The organism is Paenibacillus sp. CF384 (genome assembly GCF_900106745.1).
Classification (GTDB): Bacteria; Bacillota; Bacilli; order Paenibacillales; family Paenibacillaceae; genus Paenibacillus_Z.
On sequence record NZ_FNNV01000005.1, the window covers coordinates 200,764 to 221,875 of the forward strand.

At 49.0% G+C, this 21,112-nt stretch carries 15 protein-coding genes; 4 read left to right on the plus strand and 11 right to left on the minus strand.

Translation table 11 applies throughout. The features are described 5' to 3' along the window. Position 1: 1 nt before the first annotated feature. From BLW29_RS11385 to BLW29_RS11430, 10 genes are all read right to left on the minus strand, one after another. Entirely contained in the window at positions 2–829 is an 828-nt protein-coding gene (locus BLW29_RS11385; protein WP_090979477.1) for a carbohydrate ABC transporter permease, read from the minus strand. A 4-nt stretch (positions 830–833) separates the two neighbouring features. Continuing rightward, positions 834–1,694 (minus strand): carbohydrate ABC transporter permease, encoded by an 861-nt coding sequence (locus BLW29_RS11390; protein ID WP_090979479.1) that lies wholly within the window; start codon positions 1,692–1,694, stop codon positions 834–836. A gap of 71 nt (positions 1,695–1,765) precedes the next feature. Next, a complete protein-coding gene (locus BLW29_RS11395) occupies positions 1,766–3,133 on the minus strand; it encodes an ABC transporter substrate-binding protein (RefSeq protein ID WP_177186588.1) in 1,368 nt (455 codons plus the stop codon). A 98-nt stretch (positions 3,134–3,231) separates the two neighbouring features. After that, a complete protein-coding gene (locus tag BLW29_RS11400) occupies positions 3,232–4,812 on the minus strand; it encodes a response regulator transcription factor (protein WP_090979483.1) in 1,581 nt (526 codons plus the stop codon). Further along, positions 4,793–6,514, minus strand: a complete 1,722-nt coding sequence (locus BLW29_RS11405; protein WP_177186589.1) for a cache domain-containing sensor histidine kinase — start codon at positions 6,512–6,514, stop codon at positions 4,793–4,795. Before BLW29_RS11405 ends, BLW29_RS11400 begins: the two co-directional genes overlap by 20 nt. A gap of 135 nt (positions 6,515–6,649) precedes the next feature. After that, positions 6,650–9,682, minus strand: a complete 3,033-nt coding sequence (locus BLW29_RS11410; protein ID WP_177186590.1) for a discoidin domain-containing protein — start codon at positions 9,680–9,682, stop codon at positions 6,650–6,652. An 853-nt stretch (positions 9,683–10,535) separates the two neighbouring features. Next, positions 10,536–11,507, minus strand: coding sequence for a glycoside hydrolase family 43 protein (locus tag BLW29_RS11415; protein WP_090979489.1), 972 nt, complete (start codon positions 11,505–11,507; stop codon positions 10,536–10,538). A gap of 116 nt (positions 11,508–11,623) precedes the next feature. After that, positions 11,624–12,070 carry a divergent PAP2 family protein gene (locus BLW29_RS11420; protein ID WP_090979491.1) on the minus strand — a complete coding sequence of 149 codons (447 nt, stop codon included), beginning with the start codon at positions 12,068–12,070 and terminating at the stop codon, positions 11,624–11,626. Positions 12,071–12,151: 81 nt separating this feature from the next. Beyond that, positions 12,152–13,318 (minus strand): MFS transporter, encoded by a 1,167-nt coding sequence (locus BLW29_RS11425; RefSeq protein WP_177186591.1) that lies wholly within the window; start codon positions 13,316–13,318, stop codon positions 12,152–12,154. Between the two features lie 185 nt (positions 13,319–13,503). Continuing rightward, on the minus strand, positions 13,504–14,529 hold the full coding sequence (locus BLW29_RS11430; protein ID WP_256208534.1) for an alpha/beta fold hydrolase: 1,026 nt from the start codon (positions 14,527–14,529) through the stop codon (positions 13,504–13,506). A gap of 294 nt (positions 14,530–14,823) precedes the next feature. Here BLW29_RS11430 and BLW29_RS11435 point away from each other — a divergent pair, with 294 nt between their 5' ends. Both BLW29_RS11435 and BLW29_RS11440 read left to right on the plus strand, forming a co-directional pair. Further along, entirely contained in the window at positions 14,824–15,816 is a 993-nt protein-coding gene (locus BLW29_RS11435; protein ID WP_090979495.1) for a ketoacyl-ACP synthase III, read from the plus strand. A gap of 134 nt (positions 15,817–15,950) precedes the next feature. Further along, a complete protein-coding gene (locus BLW29_RS11440) occupies positions 15,951–16,874 on the plus strand; it encodes a hypothetical protein (RefSeq protein WP_090979497.1) in 924 nt (307 codons plus the stop codon). A gap of 964 nt (positions 16,875–17,838) precedes the next feature. Here the strand turns inward: BLW29_RS11440 and BLW29_RS11445 are convergent. Beyond that, the gene (locus BLW29_RS11445; protein ID WP_090979499.1) at positions 17,839–18,975 is read right to left on the minus strand and encodes a sn-glycerol-1-phosphate dehydrogenase; all 1,137 of its coding nucleotides are present in this window, start codon (positions 18,973–18,975) and stop codon (positions 17,839–17,841) included. Positions 18,976–19,180: 205 nt separating this feature from the next. On the opposite strand from BLW29_RS11445, the gene BLW29_RS11450 reads away from it, so the two are divergent. Beyond that, positions 19,181–20,269 (plus strand): glycosyltransferase family 4 protein, encoded by a 1,089-nt coding sequence (locus BLW29_RS11450; protein ID WP_090979500.1) that lies wholly within the window; start codon positions 19,181–19,183, stop codon positions 20,267–20,269. Positions 20,270–20,373: 104 nt separating this feature from the next. Next, on the plus strand, positions 20,374–21,090 hold the full coding sequence (locus tag BLW29_RS11455) for a glycosyltransferase family 2 protein (RefSeq protein ID WP_090979502.1): 717 nt from the start codon (positions 20,374–20,376) through the stop codon (positions 21,088–21,090). Positions 21,091–21,112: the final 22 nt, after the last annotated feature.

Here is a 21,112-nt window from a genome sequence, read left to right on the forward strand (position 1 = left end):
CTTACGATTTCACCGTAATTTGCATCCCTTTAATAAAGTTCTTCTGAAGAGCAAAGAACAGAATCAGGGTCGGAATAGACGTCACCAGGATACCCGCCATCAGCGTTGTAATTCCCGTTGAAATGTAGGTCCCTTGCATGGCGGCAAGTCCCGACATGATCGGACGAATATCATCGCTTCGCGTTAGGATCAGTCCGAAGATCAGATCATTCCATATAAACGTGAATTGGAACAAGAACAAGACCGAGATCGGCGGCACCAAGAACGGGAAGATGATCCGAAATAGAATGGCGATTGTCGAATAGCCGTCCAATTGCGCCGCTTCCACATATTCCCGCGAGATGGTCGTCATAAAGTTACGCAGCAAGAACACGCAGAACGGAATACAGATGGCGGTATAGAACAGACACATGCCAAGGAACGTATCATAGATGCCCACCTTCTGAAAACCCGAGAACAAGGGAACCAGGTACATTTGGAAAGGAAAGATCGTGCCGCTATAAATCAGCAGGAACCAGTAGAAGGAGCCTTTCAAGCGAAGAACAACCAAACCGTACGCCGCAAAAGCAGAGATCAGAATGCTGGCCGTCGCCCCTACTACACCATAGGTAAAGCTGTTTTTTACGTATTTGGTGAGCTTCCCTGCATTCATTGCTTCCTCTATGTTCTGGAAGAGATGAAATTCCTTCGGCCACGCCCACATGCTTCCGTTCATGAAGTCGCCTATCGATTTCGTCGAATTCATCAGAACCAATACGACCGGAGCAATCCAAACAATAGCTAACGTGATGACAATGATATACTTGAGCCCATTTGCAAGACGTTTCATGCCCTCACTCCTCGACGATCGTTTTCTTCAAATAAAACCAAGATGCAACAATGGATAATACCGTTAAGAGAATTGAAATCGCTGCACCTTGTCCGAAGTGGAACAGCATGAAGGATTCGCGATACATCGTGACGGCCAACGTTTCCGAAGAACGGTAAGGTCCGCCTTGCGTCATGACCCAGATAATATCGAACGTCTTAAAGCTATTAACCAGCGCCAGCCCCATCACAACGATCGTAACCGGGTTTAAGAGAGGCAGCGTTATTTTCCAAAACATTTGAAATCGGTTCGCGCCGTCAATCGCGGCAGCCTCGAACGGATCCTTCGGCAATGAGCCTAAACCGACGAGGAACAATAGCATATTCGTGCCGGCTCCCTGCCATATGGAAGCAACCAGCATCGCGAACGTATTATAGTAAGGCGTACGCAGCCAATCTTTAGCCCAAGATTCAAGCCCGATATGCGTGAGAAGATAATTGATTCCGCTTGGGGAGAACAAGAAGATCCAAATGACACCGACTACGGTAAGCGACATCGCGTAAGGCATATAAAACAGGTTTTTGAAAAACCGTTGTCCCTTCATTTGCTGCAGCAGAATGCTGAGCAGAAGCCCCAGTCCAACCGGGAGCACCAAGGACAAGGCAACCCACATAAATGTATTCTTGAGCGATGTAATATACGTCACATCACTAAACACTTCCATGTAATTACTCAAGCCGACCCAGTGAGACCTCGTTAGTCCATCCCAATCCGTGAAGCTGATATAGAAGGTGTAGATAACGGAGGAAACAAAAAAAACAGTGATCATCAAGGCGGCAGGTAATACATAAAGCAATGCTTCTCCGTGTTTCTTGAAGTAGTTCATCTTGTCACACTCCCATGTGTCCCGATAATAAGCAGGGTTAAGAGGCAGCTATCGCCCCTTAACCCTATTCGCTATTTTTTCTGTTCTGCCCAGTATTTCTCTGCCTTCTTCTCGATGTTGTTCAGGACATCCATGTATTGGTCCGGATTGAGCATGAAGCGAATAAATTCGCTTGAACCGTACTCGGAAAGCTCGGAAGGCGTTGCTTCCCAGTAACGAGTGATGGCTGTGTAGCTGCCTGCGGAAATATTGTCCACAAGCGCCTTAATCGTTGGGCTGCTTGCTTCTACATCCTTACGAGTAGGCACGCCGCCGAATACCTTGAGCAGCTTCTCGTTCGTTTCTTTGTTCGTTAACGAAAGGGCAGCTTTAATGGCGTCATCGCGGTTTTTAGCATTTTGCGAGACTAGGAACGGCGTGATCTCGGAGATGACGGTATTGCCGGCTTCCGGCTTAATCGCAGGCATGATGAACGAGCCATATCCTTCTTCAGGCTTCATGCCTACACCGTTCAAGAAGCTCTCGTACCAAGTGCCCACCAAGTACATGCCGATTTCGCCTTTCACGAATGCCTGCGGAATTTCGGCATCCATCGTCATCGGTTTGGAGAAGTAGCCTTTGTCGTACATCGATTTCCACAGTTCCATCACTTCTACCATTTCAGGATCTGTATATTTCGCTTGGCCGATAACGAGTTTATTGTAGAAATCAGGATAGGAGTGAATGAGCAGATCCTCAAACCAGATAAAGCCGTTCCATGTATCCTTGATCGAGGTGCCGAATGGCGTAATGTTCTTCGCTTTCAGCGTATCGCTGATTTTCATCAATTCGTCCCATGTCTTCGGTGGCGTTAAGCCGTTATCTGCGAATACCTTCTTGTTATAGAAGATCGTCCAGTAATGGGCAGAAGCCGGAATACCGTAAACCTTGCCATCGACTGTCAATGGTCCTGCGAGCGAAGGCAGAATGCCATTGCCGTCCGCGCTAAGCTCTTTCCACTGCTCCGTCATATCAGCCAGGTTTCCGCTGTCCGCGAGCTCCTTTAATTTATAACCGTTCCACCATTTGAAGAGATCAGGCGCTTCTTGCGTAGTGAATCCAATACGCACTGCGGTTTGATAAGCTGTTGTGTCCGTGTAAGGAACACCTTCGAAGGTGACGTTGTCTGACGCTTGAACTATAGGATTAATTTCCTTCAGGTAATCCGTAAGTGGCGCAAAATCATAATAGAATTGCGCGTTAATTGGCTTTGCTTCTTCAGTTGCAGGCGCATTATTCGCCGCCGCATTCGTCGAATTGTTAGTAGTCGCAGCTGTATTGGTTTCTGTCGCTGCCGTATTGTTCGACCCGGAATTATTGTTGCTTGAGCAACCCGCTACGACAAAGGATAAGCTTGACAGCGCTACCACACTGCTGAGCAACATGTTTTTCTTCTTCATTCTTTGGTTCCCCCCATTTGTTTTGACTGGACCATATGAATTGTCTACTGCTTCATTGTATAGGGGTATCGGATCGGTTCCCATCTAGGAAATATAGATTATCTTAGAGTATTTATAGTTCTATATTCTTGAGGGGATGAACCGCAGTATTTCTTGAACAGTGTGGAGAAATAAGCGGCGTCGTTATAACCTACCATTTCCGCGATCTGATAGGTTTTCAAATCGGTGTGGATTAACTGCTTCTTCGCTTCCCCCATTCGCACTTCAGTTAAGTATTCTATAATGCTTTTGCCTGTCTTCTTCTTGAACATCACGCTCAAATAAGCCGAGTTCATGTAGATATATTCCGAGATTGAAGTTAAAGTAATATTTTCGCTGAAATGCTCCCGAATGTACTTCATCACTTGCTCCGATGTTCGATTCTCGATTTTCCCCTTCTTGCTATCCGAACTGATCTCCTTAAGCACCTTGATTAGCGGATTCATTCTCGCATAGAAGGAGTCTGCCGACTCCATGATGCCAAATTCCGCACCCAGATCATACTCCTGATCCCCAAGCTCCTTCACGAAATGGCGCAGCAAGGAATGGAATACAATAATCACTTCTTTCTCCATGGCTGCAATGGCTTCGAGCGTCAATTCTGCCTGCTTCAACCCTTCATACCATTGTTTCAGCCGCTCGATGACCGTATCCGCTTGTTCAAGATCAAACAGCTCCGCTAACTGATCCATATAAGGTTTGATGGATCGGCTTGTACTACGACTTGCTTGCGAGTAGAAAACAATGATATGACTATCGGAGATCAGACGAACCTTCAGCACCCGCGTCGCTTCTTGATAACCGATTGACAGCTGTCGCAGGTCATGCGTGTCGGATATGCCAATCGAAACCGAGATTTTTAACAGTTCTCTGCTTTTCATCACGATCTGGCTGCATAACGCATGCACCTTCACTTCGTCCATAACGCCTTCATAGAGCACGACCAGCACCTCCTGCTCGTCATAATAGCAAGGGGCATAGCCTGTCAGTTCCTCTACGATATTGTGAAGGGCGTACTTCATTAACGTCCAATCGCTTGTGCCATACTTCCCCTTCGTTTCCGACTTCTCTTCAATTTGAATGGTGAATAGCGAGTAGCTGCCTGCTTTCAAAGGAATACCAATCGTGTCTGCCTCGGTTAGGATGGTCTCTATCTGCTGCACCTTGTCGTGCTGTATGAACGTTCTCAGAAATTCATGCCGGATGAGATATTGATTCTGATTCAGAATCCCCTTCAGCTTCACCTCTTCGAGCATTTTCTTCTGCATCGCGGTAAACTCGACCTCGATCTTCCCGAGCAGTTCAAGGAGATCATGATACATGATCGGCTTTAAAATATAATCCTTACAATTCAGTTTCAGCGCTCGCTTCGCATATTCAAAATCATCGTAGCCGCTCAGCACGATGGAACGTATGGCGGGGTTCGTTTGCATCACTTCCTCTAGGAGCTGAAGCCCGTCCTTCTTCGGCATGCGGATGTCCGTAATGATAAGATCCACACCGATGTGAGAGAGCTGCTCCAATGCTTCCTCTCCATTACTGGCTACCGCAACGACCGAGCCGTTTAAGCCCATTCGCCCGATCATCTTAACAAGCCCCTCGCGGAGCAGATCTTCATCTTCAACGATCATGATTCTCATTGCGCAGCCTCCTAGGGATTTCAATATAGAATGACGTTCCTATGCCTTCTTCGCTTTCCAAACTAAATTCGAAATCCCCTTCGTACGAAAGCGCGATGCGATTATATACATTTTGCAGTCCGATGCCGCCCGACTGATCCTCGTATTCCCTCAGCTTCATCATCGTGGCGTCGACCGTTTGTTGATCCATCCCCACGCCGGAGTCCTTGACCGAGATAAACAGCCTGCTGTCGCCGGCATCTGTCAGCTTCTCTCCTACATGAATGTTGACCAGCCCTTCTTTCCCTTTCGGAACAATCCCATGAATGATGGCATTCTCTACGATAGGCTGAATCAATAGACGAATGACCAGCCAATTATTCACGATTTCGTCGATCTGTAAGTTGAACTGAATGAGCGGGAAGCGGAATTGCATAATTCGAATATAGGTCCGAATATAGTCGCATTCTTGCTTAACCTCGACCCATTCCTCCTGACTGCCGATCGAATAGCGCAGCAGTTTGCCGAGCAGGGAGGACATGTCCGAAATTTTATAATTCTCATCCAGCTCCGCCTGCATCGTAATCGCGCTTAAGGTGTTGTATAGAAAATGAGGATTTATTTGCGATTGCAGCGCCTCGATTTCCGATTTCTTGCGTCTTCGTTCCGTGTCTGTGACCGTGTCGATGAGATCATGAATTCTGCGAACCATGAGGTTGAAGCTGTTGGATATCATGCCGATTTCATCCTTGCGCTTGAAGCTGATGGTGTCGATGATGAAGTTTGTCTTCGAAGCCCGCTGCATGATCTTACTCAAGTTCCAGAGCGGCCTTGTTAAGCGATAGCTGAGTAGATACACGATGACCATGGTCAATAAAATAAAGACAATATTTGCGAGCAAAATCCATTTGCGAAGCTGATCTACCTTCTGGAATAAGAGATGCTCCGGAACCATGCCGACAAGCTTCCAGCCGGTTAACTCCGAATCGTAGCTGACATGGAACTGCTGCTCTTGGTTGTTCCAATCCATCTGATCGCCGGTTCTTTTCCCATTGAGATCAAAGATAACGCGATCGGTTTGATCCAGAATCAGTAAATCGCCCTCCTGCAAGAAATTCTCGTTGTCCTCCTGCGTAAGGAAATTCAGTTGAAAGGCGAGCTGTATCGTTGCCGTAACGTGGAAGGTATTCGGGTTAATGATCGTTCGCGTTACCGAGAACACCGTTTCCCCATCCGCTGACTTGACTGGCGGCCAAACGAGGCTGCCCCCATTGTATTCACGCGTGCGATCGATCCAATCTTTATTCGCTTCCACATAATCCTTGCCCAGATGAAAGCGGTTACCATTAATGTCGACAAAATTAACGGCATAGATATTGTCATCCATTTCACGGAGCATCGACAGCCAGCCATTAATCTGTACGCGCTCATCGTAGGGATAACCGTACAAGCCATGAATATTAAACCGATGTCTTTCGAAAATGCTCATTAGCGTGCTATCATACTCCGGGTTCTTAGTGATGCCGGTGACAAGCTGAATGTAACTGTCCATCGTTCGCCCCGAGTTATTCGTAATGCCCTTGAGCCATGTAATCGCATCCTTCTGCATCTGCGTCTTAATGGTAGAGAAGGTAAGGAAATTGATAAGGACCGAAGGCAGGAGCACGGTCAAGAGGATAACGAGCATTAACCGATGCTGGAAGGAAAGTGGTTTCCGAATCATGATCGTCTCCTTCATTAGACAAATTTCGCGTTAATTCAAGTATGCTTAAAATTTAAAGAAAGTAAATATCTGTTTTGGGTATAAACGCAAAAAACCGCTCCATTTCCGGCTTGGAAATGAAGCGGCAGCCTTGATTTAATTTACACCAAGAACGGTAAATCCGTAAGCGGGCAGCGTTACCGTATAGCTGGTTGACGTAATAGCAGCAGCTGCTCCTCCGTTTAAGAGATCAACAGGCGTCTGTGAGGTGCTGATGTCCGTGTTCGCCAGATTTACGGTAATGGTCTGCGAGGCGTTCTGATAGTTTAGGATGACAAGCGCTTTGCTGGTGCCGGTCTTGTTCGTGCGTTTGAATGCGTAATACTTGTTATTATCGTTCGTGTTCAGCTTCACTCTGGAGCCGTTCGGCGATAACGCCTTGTAGCTGTTCTGCGCTTTAATAAGCTTGCTTAACATATTCTGATCCGAAGCCGGCCAAGTTGGAATGATCGTCGTCGTGGGATCAATCGTATGCTGCCCATTATGCAGGTAGAAGAACGTGCCCATCGTCGTCAGAGTAGCAATCTCAAGCAGCCTTTTGGTCGAAGAAACTCCGGCAATCTCCCAGCTTGGCGGCGTCTGCGTAATCCCATTCACCGCATTGATTGCATCTCGGTTGTTTTTCAAGATACCGTCTATGGCGTTCGGATTCTGGTTATTAATGGCCGGAATAATCGTACTGTAACCGGAGCCGCCCCAATTCGTAATCTCATAATCCTGCAGCAGGTTATAGTGCCAATCGGTAATCATTTCTTGTCCGCCTGCACCTTCGGCATTGCTGGAAATATCATAGTTTCGCAGAACATCGGTGATGCTCGAATTGTTGATCGAGACATTAATGCCGTCATAGACAACGGGAGCGTCCAGAACGATGCCGTCAAAGCCTTTGTCCATCCAGAAGCGGAGATACTTCTTCGCCTCGTCCCGCCATTCCTGATTGGCAAAGTTATACGATGGAATGTTGGAATCCCACTGAGGAGTTGCCGGGTCATCGCCCCAATACGCCCAGTAATAGGCGTTCGCCCTTGCGCTCCATGTCCAGCGCTCATATGGGCTTGGCGTCGGACTGAAGTGGAACCAATAACGCTCCTTGCTATACACGTTATTGCGGTAATCGTCAGCTGCTTTCAGAAACATCGCGGCCGTGTCACGAGCATAACCCGGATTCAGCATGACCACGATACGAATCCCTTTGGCGTGAGCCTGACTTATCAGATTTTCCATTTCAGCCATCGTGCCGAGACTCGTGTCTACCCCGTAATTATCCGTTGCTCCAAGCCCTGCCCACACATCCGGTGCACCCGGATAAGGAGCAACAAGCTCGATTGCCCCGTAACCCTTCGACTTCAACGTATCCAGTTGACTGGTCAGGTAATTGAAGGTCTGATTATAATATTTGGCATAATAGCGCATGACGCCGGAGGTGCTTTCCCACCATTTGGTCGTGACCGGTGAGCCGTAGCCGAATACCTTCAATTCCCCGCTGCACGCCCAGTGCGCAGCCTGCGAGTAATTGACAGTCAGTCTGATATAGCGGTAGGTCCCGGTTACATTCGTAACGGAGCTCGTTCCGTTAATCCCCGTCCCTGTCTTATCCACGAGCATCGTCCAATTGGTCTTATCTGTCGAGCCTTCGATCTTAAACTTCCAAATATCCGGATCAAAAAAATTCTGTTCCAATCTAGTCACTAGGCTGTTAACGCCTAAATCGACAATAATCCATTGCGGCATTGTCGCATCGGAGGCAATCCAGTAGCTGTTCGGATTCCCGTCTACCGCAATCCATGGCTCATAGCCAGGCGCCAAGGAGGACGATGTAACGGATGTACCCACTGCCAAATTACGCTCAAGCGGCGTGCCGAATACTTTCAGTTCCCCGCTGCATGCCCAGTGACTGTTCTGCGAGAAGGTTACGGTCAATCGGACATAGCGATAAGTCCCGCTAACGTCTTGTCCCAGGAACGTTCCATTGATCCCCGCTCCCGTCTTATCCGCAAGCATCGTCCAGTTCACGTTATCCAGGGAGGCTTCAATCTTGAATTTCCAAATATCCGCATCAAAGAAATTCTGCTCCACCCGCTTGAGTGAACTGATGCCCCCCAGATCAACGGTCAACGACTGAGGCATCGCAGCATCCGTTGCAAGCCAGTAGGTACTCGGGTCACCATCCACGGCTTTGAATGTATCCCATCCCGGTTCAGTCGTGGATGCCGAGGTTGATTTCCCTAAGGCGAGGTTGGCGAATCCGTATACATTGAATTCCGTGCTGCCGCTCCAGAATCCTGACGCGGAGGAATTGACCGTCAATCTAACATAACGGTAGGTGCCGCTTACCGCCTGCTTGAAGGATTGGCCAGCCGCAGGCGTCATTCGATCGAGCAGCATCGTCCAGCTTGTATTATCTAGAGAGCCTTCAATCTTAAAGCCGAACGTATCGAAATCCTTGAAGTTCTGCTCGACCCCAGTGACGATGCTCGGGCTTCCCAAGTCTACCTTCAACCACTGCGGCGTACTTCCGCTGCTTGCTGCCCAGTAGGTTGACGTATTTCCATCGCCCGCTTTGCTCGGCTCATATTTCACTAAGTTCGAGGAGGCGGTGTATGCTTTTCCTTGTGAGATGATGTAGCCTTCATCAGAGCCGATAATCGTAAGCTCTTGGCTGGATGCCGCGTAACCGGAGGCTGAGCTTAGGACGGTGAGCTTAACGTACCTGTAGGTTCCGTTCACGCTGTCTCCGAAGGTCCGGCCGGAAGCACTGGCAGACTTGTCTACCAATGTTGCCCAGTTGGCATTATCGATTGAGCCTTCAATCTTGTACTTCCACACATCGTCATTCGCGAAGGTCTGATCGATCTTGCTTAAGGTGTACAGTCCTCCAAGATCAATCTGTAACCACTGAGGCATCGAGGTGCTGCTTGCATTCCAGTATGTAGTAAGGTTTCCGTCGACCGCTTTGCCTGCGGCATAGGTGGAGCTTTGCGCTGAAGAAGCTGTTGCTGTTCCCGTTAACGCCAAGTTGCCATTCGCTGCATGGGCGATATTCACTTCTACCGGTGCAAATAACGCAAACAGTGTCATCATCATCGCCATAACGGTCATCATGGACATCCATCTGGTATTGCGATTCATCAACGATTCCCCTTTCATAATGAAAACGCTTTCTAACCGTCATTATAATGCAACAACCAGAAGCGTTAATAGAGAAAATATATTGGATTGTAGTTGAATAATTATGGGGATTGTGAAAGCGATGAGGTAAAGAAACTAACGTCCATCTTCTGTTTGGCAGCTCAATATGCGGAATAGTAGCTTATCGCGTCAAAACCGACCAATTGACACCTCATAAGCGGAATAGTCTCTTACTGCGCCGATATTCTTGTAAACTAGCCCCAATCTCCAACATGTCTCCTCTATAAGCGAAATATCCGCTTATCGAAGGCAAAACCGACCAATTGACGCTCCATAAGCTGAATAGTCTCTTACTGCGCCAATATTCTTGTAAACTAACCCCAATCTCCTACTTTCCCCCTCTTTAAGCGAAATATCCGCTTATCGAAGGCAAAACCGACCAATTGACACCTCATAAGCGGAATAGTCTCTTAGAGTGAAAAAAGCTAAGTTAGGTTTCGTGCTCCGCTGTAATGTAGACTTCTGGGTTAGCTTCTTTTGCGATATTCGCTGCTTTCGCTGCAATGTAGACTTCTGGGTTAGCTTCTTGAGTGGTTCCTAAAGCTACACTTCGCTCAATTCCCCCACTTTTCCGCGAATGTGTGGTTCCTAGGACTACTCTTCGCTCAATCCCACCACTTTTCTGCGAATGTGTGGTTCCTAGTGCTACTCTTCGCTCGATTCCACCACTTTCGGCGCATGTGTGGTTCGTAGAACCACTCTTCGCTCGAGCCCACCGCTTTTGGTGAATGGGGGGGGGGGCTACTCACATAAAAAAAGAACCCAGTCGATAAGCTGAGTTCCAATTCCAATGCTATTCCTGATAAGGGTTGATCGTTTGGATCGTACCATCCTCGTTGTAGTGCAGCTCGGTAAATTTCACGCTGCGTTTGTGATCGACTCCGCCGGAGAGGGAGGCGTCATGGTAGAACAGATACCATTTGTCTTGAAACTCTACGATGGAGTGATGCGTCGTCCAGCCGAGAACCGGTGTCAGAATCGTGCCTTTGAACACAAACGGTCCTTCCGGATTGTCGCTCACCGCGTACACGAGCTTGTGCGTTGTTCCAGTGGAGTAGGAGAGATAATAAGTTCCGTTATACTTGTGCATCCAAGGACCTTCGAAATAGCGGCGATCCTCGTCCCCTGCCGGAATCGGATTCCCATCTTCATCTACGATCGAAATTTCCTTCGGTGCTTGCTTGAACGTGAGCATATCGTCACTCAGCTCGGCTACTTGTGGGCCAAGTGCCGGCGCGTGTGCGTCAGGTCCAGCGGCTTCGGGCAAGTAGGTGCCGGTCTGCCATTTCTCCAATTGTCCGCCCCATAGTCCGCCGAAATACATAAACGCTCTGCCGTCATCATTCACATATACCGCAGGATCGATGCTGAAGCTTCCGGGAATATAGTTCTCCTCTGCCTGGAATGGCCCGCTAGGAGAAGTCCCCGTAGCGACACCTATGCGGAAGATGCCATCGTGGTCTCTGGCCGGGAAGAATAAATAGTACTTAAGATTTCGATAAGCAGCATCCGGTGCCCACATTTGCTTCGAGGCCCATGGCACGTCTTTCACGTGAAGCGCTTCTCCGTTGTCCACACAAGGCGACTCCATATTGTCCATCGACAACACGTGATAATCTTCCATCGCATACTGGTCGCCGTTATCATTCGTCGGTCCGTCATGGTCGATGTCATGCGAAGGATAGATATAGAGCTTCCCTTCAAAAACATGAGCAGAAGGATCTGCCGTGTATATGTGCGTGACAATTGGCTCATTCGGTTTCATCACAAACGCTCCTTCTCTATCGCGTAATCGCTTTCATCCTATTATAGAGAAGTTTTCACCTCTCTTCATCAGATAAAGTATTGATTTTACTTATAAAACTTTAGAATTTGCCGCCTTTACGAGTAAGCATATTGAAGCAAGATACTTATCCCAATACCAAAGAGCGCACCAACAAACACTTCGCTCGGGCGGTGGCCGAGCATCTCTTTTAATACCGGATCGACCTTCTCATGCCTGTGCATGGATAGTTTCTTGGCAATTCGATTCAAGATGGAGGCGTGCTCCCCCGCATGTCTGCGAATGCCGGCCGCATCATACATCGTAATGAAAGCAACCATACAAGCGATCGCGAACATGCTTGAAGTGAATCCCTCTTTGATGCCGATTGCAGTCGATAACGCCGTTACTGCCGCGGAATGCGAACTAGGCATGCCGCCCGTGCCAAAAGCAAGCTTGAGGTCCATTGTTCGATGCGTAACCAAATAAATAGGAACCTTAATCACTTGCGCAATAATTATGGCAGCCAGCCCCGCTACTAATGGGTAATTATGAATAACGTTCATATATGCCGACTCCTTGCTTCGCTATGACATCCGAGTTTGATATGATTTGCGTGTATGCCATTTAATGATAAAGGACAATCGTTATTTTGTCCCTCCGTTTTTTTTCCATTCACTCCCCGAGCGCTGGCGGAGCACGTACATCAAATAAACGACCAGATACAGAACATACATAATACCCGATAACAGGAACATTGTGGCATAGCCAGTCATCGACACAACTACCCCAAGCAGAATAGAGCCAAATCCGATCCCGATATCTAAGAAGTTATAATAGGTCGCTGAAGCAACTCCGCGGCGTTCCGGTTCAACCAGGTTAATGACCCAAGCCTGCAGAGCCGGGAACATAGCGCCAAAACCAGCCCCACTGAATATCCCTGCGAGCATAAGCATTGCCATCGAATCCGTATAGTACAACAGCACACAGCCGATGATACAAAGGATCGCCGCTCCGACCAGCACCCAGAACGGCCCTTTCCGATCGAACAATGGACCGCTCACGAACCGGATTAACACCTCACTGATTGCCACAACAAGGAAAAAGTAACCGGTCTCCTTGATACCGATTTCCATGCTGAACAAGGTCACAAAGCTGAGTAGTCCTCCAAAGGAGAACCCAACAAATAAACCAAGGGTTGATGGCACAAGCACTTTTGGCTCGATAATCCCAGCCCATGCCGCCGGCTTCTTCCCTGTTGAATGAGGCTCTACGGGTTCCGTTGCTATTGTTCCTGTACTCTCCTTTGCCTGAGCTCCAGTCTTCCGAATGAGCAGTGTCATGACCAATGTAATAGCAAGAATGATCACTCCAGCGCCGAACAAGCCGGTATAATTGTAATGCTCCAGGAGCCATAATCCGAGCAACGGCCCAAGCGAGAAGGAGACCGCATTGCCCATTGCAAAATACCCCATCCCTTCCCCTCGTCGTGCAGAAGGAATCACGTCGGAGACAAGTGTGACATAAAGGGCAGTCGCAATACCAAAGCCAAAACCATGGATAACCCGAAGCAGAAGCAGTGCAGAGATTGAATCGACTGCATAATGCCCCGTCATGCCTATAAGACTAATGGCCACACCGATAAGGAGCAATTTTCGCTTACCGAACTTTCGCAGCCCGATACTAATCAGGAGCCTAGACAGGACTGCTGAGAAAGTAAAGATACCCAGCATCATCCCGATCTGCGACCCACTCCCTCCACGCTCAATCTGCAAATATTGGAAGTGTAGGCAGCAGCATTTCGATTGCAACAAATAAGAGCAGATTCGAGAGTCCGAGCAGGATAAAGTTTCGTGTCCAGAGCTTCTCTGTCGATCTCATATCCATTCACTTCCAATCCGTTTGAATTTCCCCACTAACGCCCAGTCCTTTCTCCAAAATAATAAGTCAGCGCCGCTCAGTGGCTGCGCTGACTTATTATCCGTTTTCTCTGATTTATTTATTTCCTAGCTGCTTCATACAGTTTCTTCTCCAAATATGCAGGCTTCGAATAAGCGGTCGACATATGATCCCCGTCACCGGTAATGAGTCGGAATTGGCCTAAGTGGCTGGATTGCGCAGGATGGAAACTATATTTCTCACCCTGCGGCGCTACCATGTCGGATGTGAGATAGAGATAGCTTTTGGGAATATGCAGGTTATAGAACTTCTTCAAATCCAGCTTTTGCAGCAGCGGAGTAGCTGGTTCAGGTTTCGCGCTTTGATAAATTTGTTTCGCCAAACTGTCGCTTGCTAAATTCACGAACCCGTCTCGGAATAACGGATACGGCATAGGAATGGTATTATTGCCGGAAGCTTCGATTAATTGACCAAAGGCTCCTTGCAGTTCAGGCGGAAGCTGGTCTGCTACACTCTGTCCGTCAAGCGGAACAAAGGCATCGAAGAATACTAAGCGATCAATGCGATCGGGTATTTGCTCCGCGACTTTCTGAATAATGGAACCGCCGAAGCTGTGTCCGACAAGCACGATATGAGTCAGTTTCTTGGCTTTAATATCGTTCACGATCGATTCCACGATCGCTTCATGGGCTACTTTAGGATCATACTGCTTGCCATGACCCGCGTATTCAGGTGCATAAGCGGCATGGCCGTTTCTTTTCAGTTCCACAACTGTCTTGTCCCAGAAGCTGGCATCGGACCAAGAACCATGGATAAGCACAAAATTCAAAGGCTCCTGTTTATTAGCTTTGACTGCTGCTTGAGCAATCTCGCTGGATGAAGCGTAGGATACCCCATTTTTCACGAATGGTTTCAACACATTCTGTCCGTCAATTTGCAGATAACCGGTAGCAGGGTCGAAGTACAGACGATCAGGGCCGATGTCATACATCTGGGATAAAGTTGCTTTTACAGGTAAGGCATTAGATGCTGCTTGAGCGGTACTAACGTTCCCCCATTGGGATCCCGTTAACAAAACAGCGGTCATCAGAGCAGTTCCAGCCACTTTTACTTTTATTGAAGTCATTATCATCTTCTCCTTTGATAGTGAGTTATTTGAAAATCGTTTGTTGCTTGGGTTTTGTTTGCTGTCGACAAGTAGAATCATAACATCGCCGAAACAAGCAATCTGTAACTTCATCACATAAGGGTTCTCTTCCATGAAAAATTAAAAAGGACTGTGCCTGATAAGCTGCAAAGTCCTGTTTATACATAATAAGACCAACTGTTTAGAATATTAGATAGACATGTGTAATAAAAAGGTGTACGCTACTATTATTAATATCAGATCATAGTACCTGGTACTAAGGAGATGAAGACCATGCTGCAACATCCTTTACGATCACTGGCATCTATAACTGCTTTTGGCGCTTATGTCCCTGAACGTGTATTAACGAATGAAGATTTGGAACAGATGGTAGAAACGACGGACGAGTGGATTTTCCAGCGAACCGGCATCAAAGAAAGACGGATAGCCGCAGACGATCAGTTCTGCAGTGACCTCTGCTTTGGCGCGGTTCGGGACCTGCAGCTCCGTTATGGAGTTGTGCTCGAGGATGTCGATTATATCCTAGTCGCAACAACTACGCCGGATACCTATTTTCCAAGTATGGCTGCGCGTGTACAGGCTGAGTTTGGCATTACTTCATGCGGAGCGGCCGATGTGCAAGCGGCTTGCGCTGGTTTTGTCTCGGCACTGCAGCTCGCCAATGGGTTATTGCTCTCAGGTGCTTATCACAAAATTCTCGTTATCGGTGCGGAGACGCTGTCCAAAGCGACGGATTACACCGATCGCTCTACATGTATTCTGTTCGGTGACGGTGCCGGAGCGATGCTCATAGAACGCAGTGAGGACGGGGCATTCCTCGCTTCCTTCAATAATACGAAAGGCAATGATGGCCATCATCTTTACCGCTCTTCGCTTTCTTCCGCCATTGACGGCGTGCCGATTCAGACGAACGGCTTGATCGTTCAGAACGGGCGCGAGGTGTATCGCTGGGCGGTAACGACTGTGCCTAAAGGCATTCAAACCATGATGGATCAGAACAGCCTGACGCTGGAAGACATCAACTGGTTCGTTCCGCACAGCGCCAATATGCGGATCGTGGAATCAGTTTGCGAGCGAACCGGTATTCCGCTTGAGAACACGCTGACTAGCATGCGTGAATACGGCAATACGTCTGCAGCTTCCATCCCGCTTGCTCTCGATCTTGCCATCAAGGATAATCGGATCAAAACCGGTGATCTGGTCTTGCTTTACGGCTTCGGCGGCGGCTTGACGGAGTCCGCTCTGCTGCTTCGCTGGACGTTATAATCGAAGGCTGACAGCCCTTTGCCAGAAAGTACATGGCGGGGCTGTTTTGTTTTATTTTGCCCGAAGGGTGGCAAAGGAAGTATACTAGTAGAAATACCAGTCTAAGTTTAAGAGAAAGTGTAGGTAGCCCGCTTATGAATGATCTGAAACAGGCTTATGAGCTGCTTGGCCTGCCGGAAGGCGCAGCGAAGGAAGATGTGGAGAAACGTTATTTTATTCTAATCCGTCGTGACCGGATGACGAAGCAACGCGAAGTAGCCGAGCATACCGAAGAGCAAGGCGTCAGTCTGGAAGAGATCAACCGAGCGTACAAGCTGATCCTGGAGATGGAAGATCAGAAGACGACGGACCAGTTTAATCAAGCGAATTACGGCAAATATAAGGCGATGGGGCCTTTCGTTCAGAAGACCGAGCACTTCTTTAACTATTATAAGTTTCATGTTCTTGGTGTAATCGCTGTCATTCTTATTATTATTTTTGGAACACGTGCGTATATCGATCATCGCCATGAGCAGGCTGAGCTTGCGAAGCTTCCTCCTGTTGATGTGAGCGTTTCCTTCTTCGGCGAATATTTCAGCGAGGACGGCACTTATCCGATGTCCGACCTTAAGCCGCTCGAGAACCGGTTCCTCTCGCAGTTCCCGGATTGGAAGCGCGTCACCGTGTTCTTCACGTACGTGCCTTCCCAAATGAACAGCCAGCAGGATTCCGCGATGATTCAGAAAAGCATGATTGATCTCATGATGAACAAGGCCGATGTCTACATCATGGATAAAGATAACTTCATGAAGCTCGCGCAGGATGGTTCGCTGCTTCCGCTTGACGGTGCGAATCTAAGCAAGCTGGGGGCTGGCTATAAACCAGAGCAGGCCTTGAAAGCCGTAACTGAAGACGTACCGGAACAACATGTGTACGGCGTCGATATCTCGGACAGCCCGCTGATGAAAGGCGTGCCGGTCTTCGGCAAAGAATACATTGCCGGCATCCGGATCAACGGCGAGAAACAAGACAACGCGTTTAAGTTTATCGCGAATTATTTGGAGCCAGCTGCTAAGTAAAGATAAGAGTAAGGGCCGTACCTGGAGTCAACTTCGTTGACTTAGGTACGGCCCTTGTTGGTGTTGGCGGGCTGATTGTTTCGCCGACATTCTTGTACAAGTAACCTCAATCTCCTGCTTGCCAGCTCGATAAGCGGTATATCCGCTTACGGTTTGCTAAAACGAGCAAACTTCACTCCCTTAGCGAAATAGCCGCTTACAGCGTCGAAATTCTTGTAAACTAACCACAATCTCTTACTTGCCAGCTCGATAAGCGATATATCCGCTTACAGTTTGCAAAAACGAGCAAACTTCACTCCTTTAGCGAAATAGCCGCTTACAGCGCTGAGATTCTTGTAAACTAACCACAATCTCCTACTTGCCAGCTCGATATGCGGTATATCCTCTTACGGGCTGCAAAAACGAGCAAAACTCACTCCCTTAGCGAAATAGCCGCTTACAGCGTCGAAATTCTTGTAAACTAACCTCAATCTCCTGCTTGCCAGCTCGATAAGCGATATAGCCGCTTACGGTTTGCTAAAACGAGCAAACCTCACTCCCTTAGCGAAATAGTCGCTTACAGCGCTGAGATTACTTTTAGGTTAGTTTCCGTGCTGAGAGTCGCATTTGGCGACTCTCAGCAGCTTTTAGGCGGTGTTCAGCGACTGAGAGTCGGATTTATCGACTCTCAGCTCTCGCCGACATCGCTATATGGTTAGTTTCCGTGCTGAGCGTCGCGTTTGGCGAATCTCAGCATCTTTTAGGCGGTGTTTGGCAACTGAGAGTCGGATTTATCGACTCTCAGCTCTCGCCGACATCACTATATGGTTAGTTTCCGTACTGAGAGTCGCGTTTGGCGACTCTCAGCATCTTTTAGGCGGTGTTCAGCGACTGAGAGTCGGATTTATCGACTCTCAGCTCTCGCCGACATCGCTATATGGTTAGTTTCCGTGCTGAGAGTCGCGTTTGGCGAATCTCGCAGCTCTCAAGAACGCTCCCGCAGCACCAGATGCTTCAAGCCCGTGTAGCGATCCCGCAGCTTATGCGCTTCTTGCATCGCTTCGGCGATGAGCGCGTCGGACAGGCCGATCTCGGCCGGATCGGACGGTCCGCCGGCTGCGCGGAGCCAGTCCCGCAGCTGGTCGGCATGCGGAAGCGAGCCGTAGATGGCGGGGTACTCCGCGGCAAGCTGCTCGCCGTACAGCTCGGCGAGCAGCACCGAAGCGACGCCGACCTTGGCCCCGTGCAGCAGCTGCCTACGGCCCTCGCGGATGTACGCCATCTCGAAATGATGCGACAAATGATGCTCGCCCCCAGACGCCGGGCGAGAATGTCCCACAAGCAGCATGGACCAGCCGGACAGCAGCAGCGCCTCCATCAGCACGCCAACCCCGCTAAGCGAGCCGGTTGCGATCTCGTTCACGTTCGCGATGCACGTCATGAGCGCCTGCTCGGTGAGCTCATAAGCCAGCGGGCAGAACGGCTCGCCTGCCAGCTCATGCGAGAATCGCCAATCGGCAAGCGACGTAAACTTGCCGAGCATATCGGCAAAGCCCGCTGCCGTAAGTCGCTGCGGCGCAGCAGCAAGGACATGCAAATCCGCGAATACGGCGCAAGGCGCGACGGCCGGAACCGTTATTTTCACGCCATCGACAATGATCGGCGCACCAACGGAGGTGAATCCGTCCACCGATGCCGCTGTCGGAACGGATACGAAATCGCGTCCCGTCTGATAACACACGAACCGCACGATATCGTGGATCGTGCCCGACCCTACGGCCAGAACCGCCTTAACATGCGGCGGGGTTTCCAGCATCAATTGCACGATCGTCCGCTCATCCGCGATGACATCCCCTTGGGCATTCGGCTTCAGCTCGCAAACCCGGAAAGCCACGCCTGCCCCCTCCAAATGCGCAGCAAGCTCTTTTCCGGCAGCATCCCACGTATTCGCATCGACAACAAGCACGACCTCGCCGTATCCTCGCTCTCGCACAAAAGGAGCAACTTCACGCAACGCACCTGAATCCAGCACGCCTGCCATCTCAATCGGGGCAAACACAACCCCTTCCGACTTCTCTCTGGCTGCAGCGTTTACTTCGTCTAATGCCAATTGGATATTCATTCCCACCGTTCCTCTCGCATGTATAGATGCTCTGAAACTTCGTCCTTTTCAGTATACATCGTTGCGCATGAAAATCACGCTTTAAGATAGGTTCCTATCCATAGTTGATACTTATCTCCCACTGATCAACAACTACCCACACGCGCTTCTATTCTTCCACATATTGTAATCATAAGTGTTTGCTAGATAGGGAGGTTCGCAACTGATGAAGCTGCTATTCACGTATTTTATTCCAAGCGGCGGGATCGAAACGCTGAATCGGCTGCGCTATCATGCGCTTCGCGCGGTTGGCATAGAGGCGCACGCGCTCTATTTGTGGGATGGCGCAGGTAGGCAGAATATGATTGGCATCCCTCATTTTGTCACCAACAGTAATGAGGAGATTCAAGCGATTCTAGCTGCGCATCAATATGATGCCATTATTGTAACCTGTGACCATCTTATGCTGGAACGGCTGTACGGACTTGGTTACCGGGGCGCCATGATTTACGAGGCTCAAGGCCTCGGCACGAAGGAGCAAGCATTGGCTACATTTGCATTTGCCTCCGGTTATATTCGCACGTATGCCAGAGCTGCCATTAGCCCGCCGACCTCGCATCTTATGGGGCTTTTTCAAACCTACCTGGGTACCCTCCCCCGATTCTATGTGCAAAATATGATCGATACGGCCAGCTTCATCCACCATCATGTGCCACTATTGAATCCTACCGGTGCGCCGATCCTAGGCTGGATCGGTCGTCTGGAGCGCAACAAAAACTGGCCGCTTTACTTGTCGATCTGCAGCGAACTGGTCAAGGAGCGCCCAAGTATGCAGGTATGGATTTTTGAAGATGCCACGATTTCAGAACCCGGCGAGCGGGAAAGATTCTACACCATGCTGTATGAACTCAATCTGCAGAACAATATTACGATACGCTCCAATATGCCGCATAGCCACATGCCCCATTACTTATCCGCAATAGGGGACTCCGGCGGCATGCTGCTTTCAACCTCGACCACCGAAGGCTTCGGTTATGCTGTCGCAGAAGCGATGAGCTGCCATTGTCCTGTGCTCTCCACCGATTCCGACGGCGTGCGCTGCTTCATTACGCATAATCAGACCGGGAAGTTTTTCATGAGTCACACGGTAGAAGAGGCCGTTCGAGAAGCAAAGGATCTCATGGACAACAAACCGCTAAGAGAGCTCATCGTGCGCGGCGCTAAAGAGCATATCCAAAGCGCATTCTCCCCAAACCGGTATGCAGCTGATTTGATCAATATTTTCATCGCGCTCCATTTAATGCAGCATGCCTGAAACACAAAAATGGTCCTCTACCTAAGAACAACCGCTGTGTCTGCATTCGCCCTGTCCCCATATAGTAAGGATAGATATGAATCCGTCGAGGTGAGAGAAAGACTATGCTGCCAAAAGTGTCGATCGTCATTCCTTTCTATAACGATCCTTATGTTGATCAAGCTATCGTCAGTGCGCTCTATCAAACCTATCCGAATATCGAAATCATCGTTGTCGATGACGGCTCGACCCGGCATCAGAACGTGATCGCCCCCTATCGCAGCCGCATTCATTATCTTGGCAAAAGAAACGGTGGAACAGGCAGCGCACTGAACTACGGCATGACGATGGCCACCGGCAAATACGTCGCTTGGTTAAGTTCTGACGACCGGCTCACACCGGATAAAGTGGAACGGCAAGTGGCCTACATGGAACAAACGCAGGCTCGTATCTGCCATACGGATTACCATGTCATTAATGAACACGGGGCTATTACGGAATATACGGCAGCAGCCAAATATTCGTCAGCCAAAGCGTTCATTAACGGCATACGGCACGGATGTCCGGTCAACGGATGCACGATCATGATGACCAAAGAGCTGTTTCACGGTTTAGGGGGCTTCAACGAGGGATTGCCCTATACCCATGACTACGATATGTGGATCCGCGTGCTGCTTTCTCGTGTTGATTTTCATTATCTGAATGAGCCGCTGACCTTGTACCGCCGCCACTCCCAGATGGGGACGGTCCGAAACTTCAACACGGTCATGCATGAGGCTAACGGCGTCAATGCCAAATACGCCCATCTGCTCGATCAACTGCTCGCAACACTGCCCGGTTAGCTAATTCGACAAGAAGAGAATG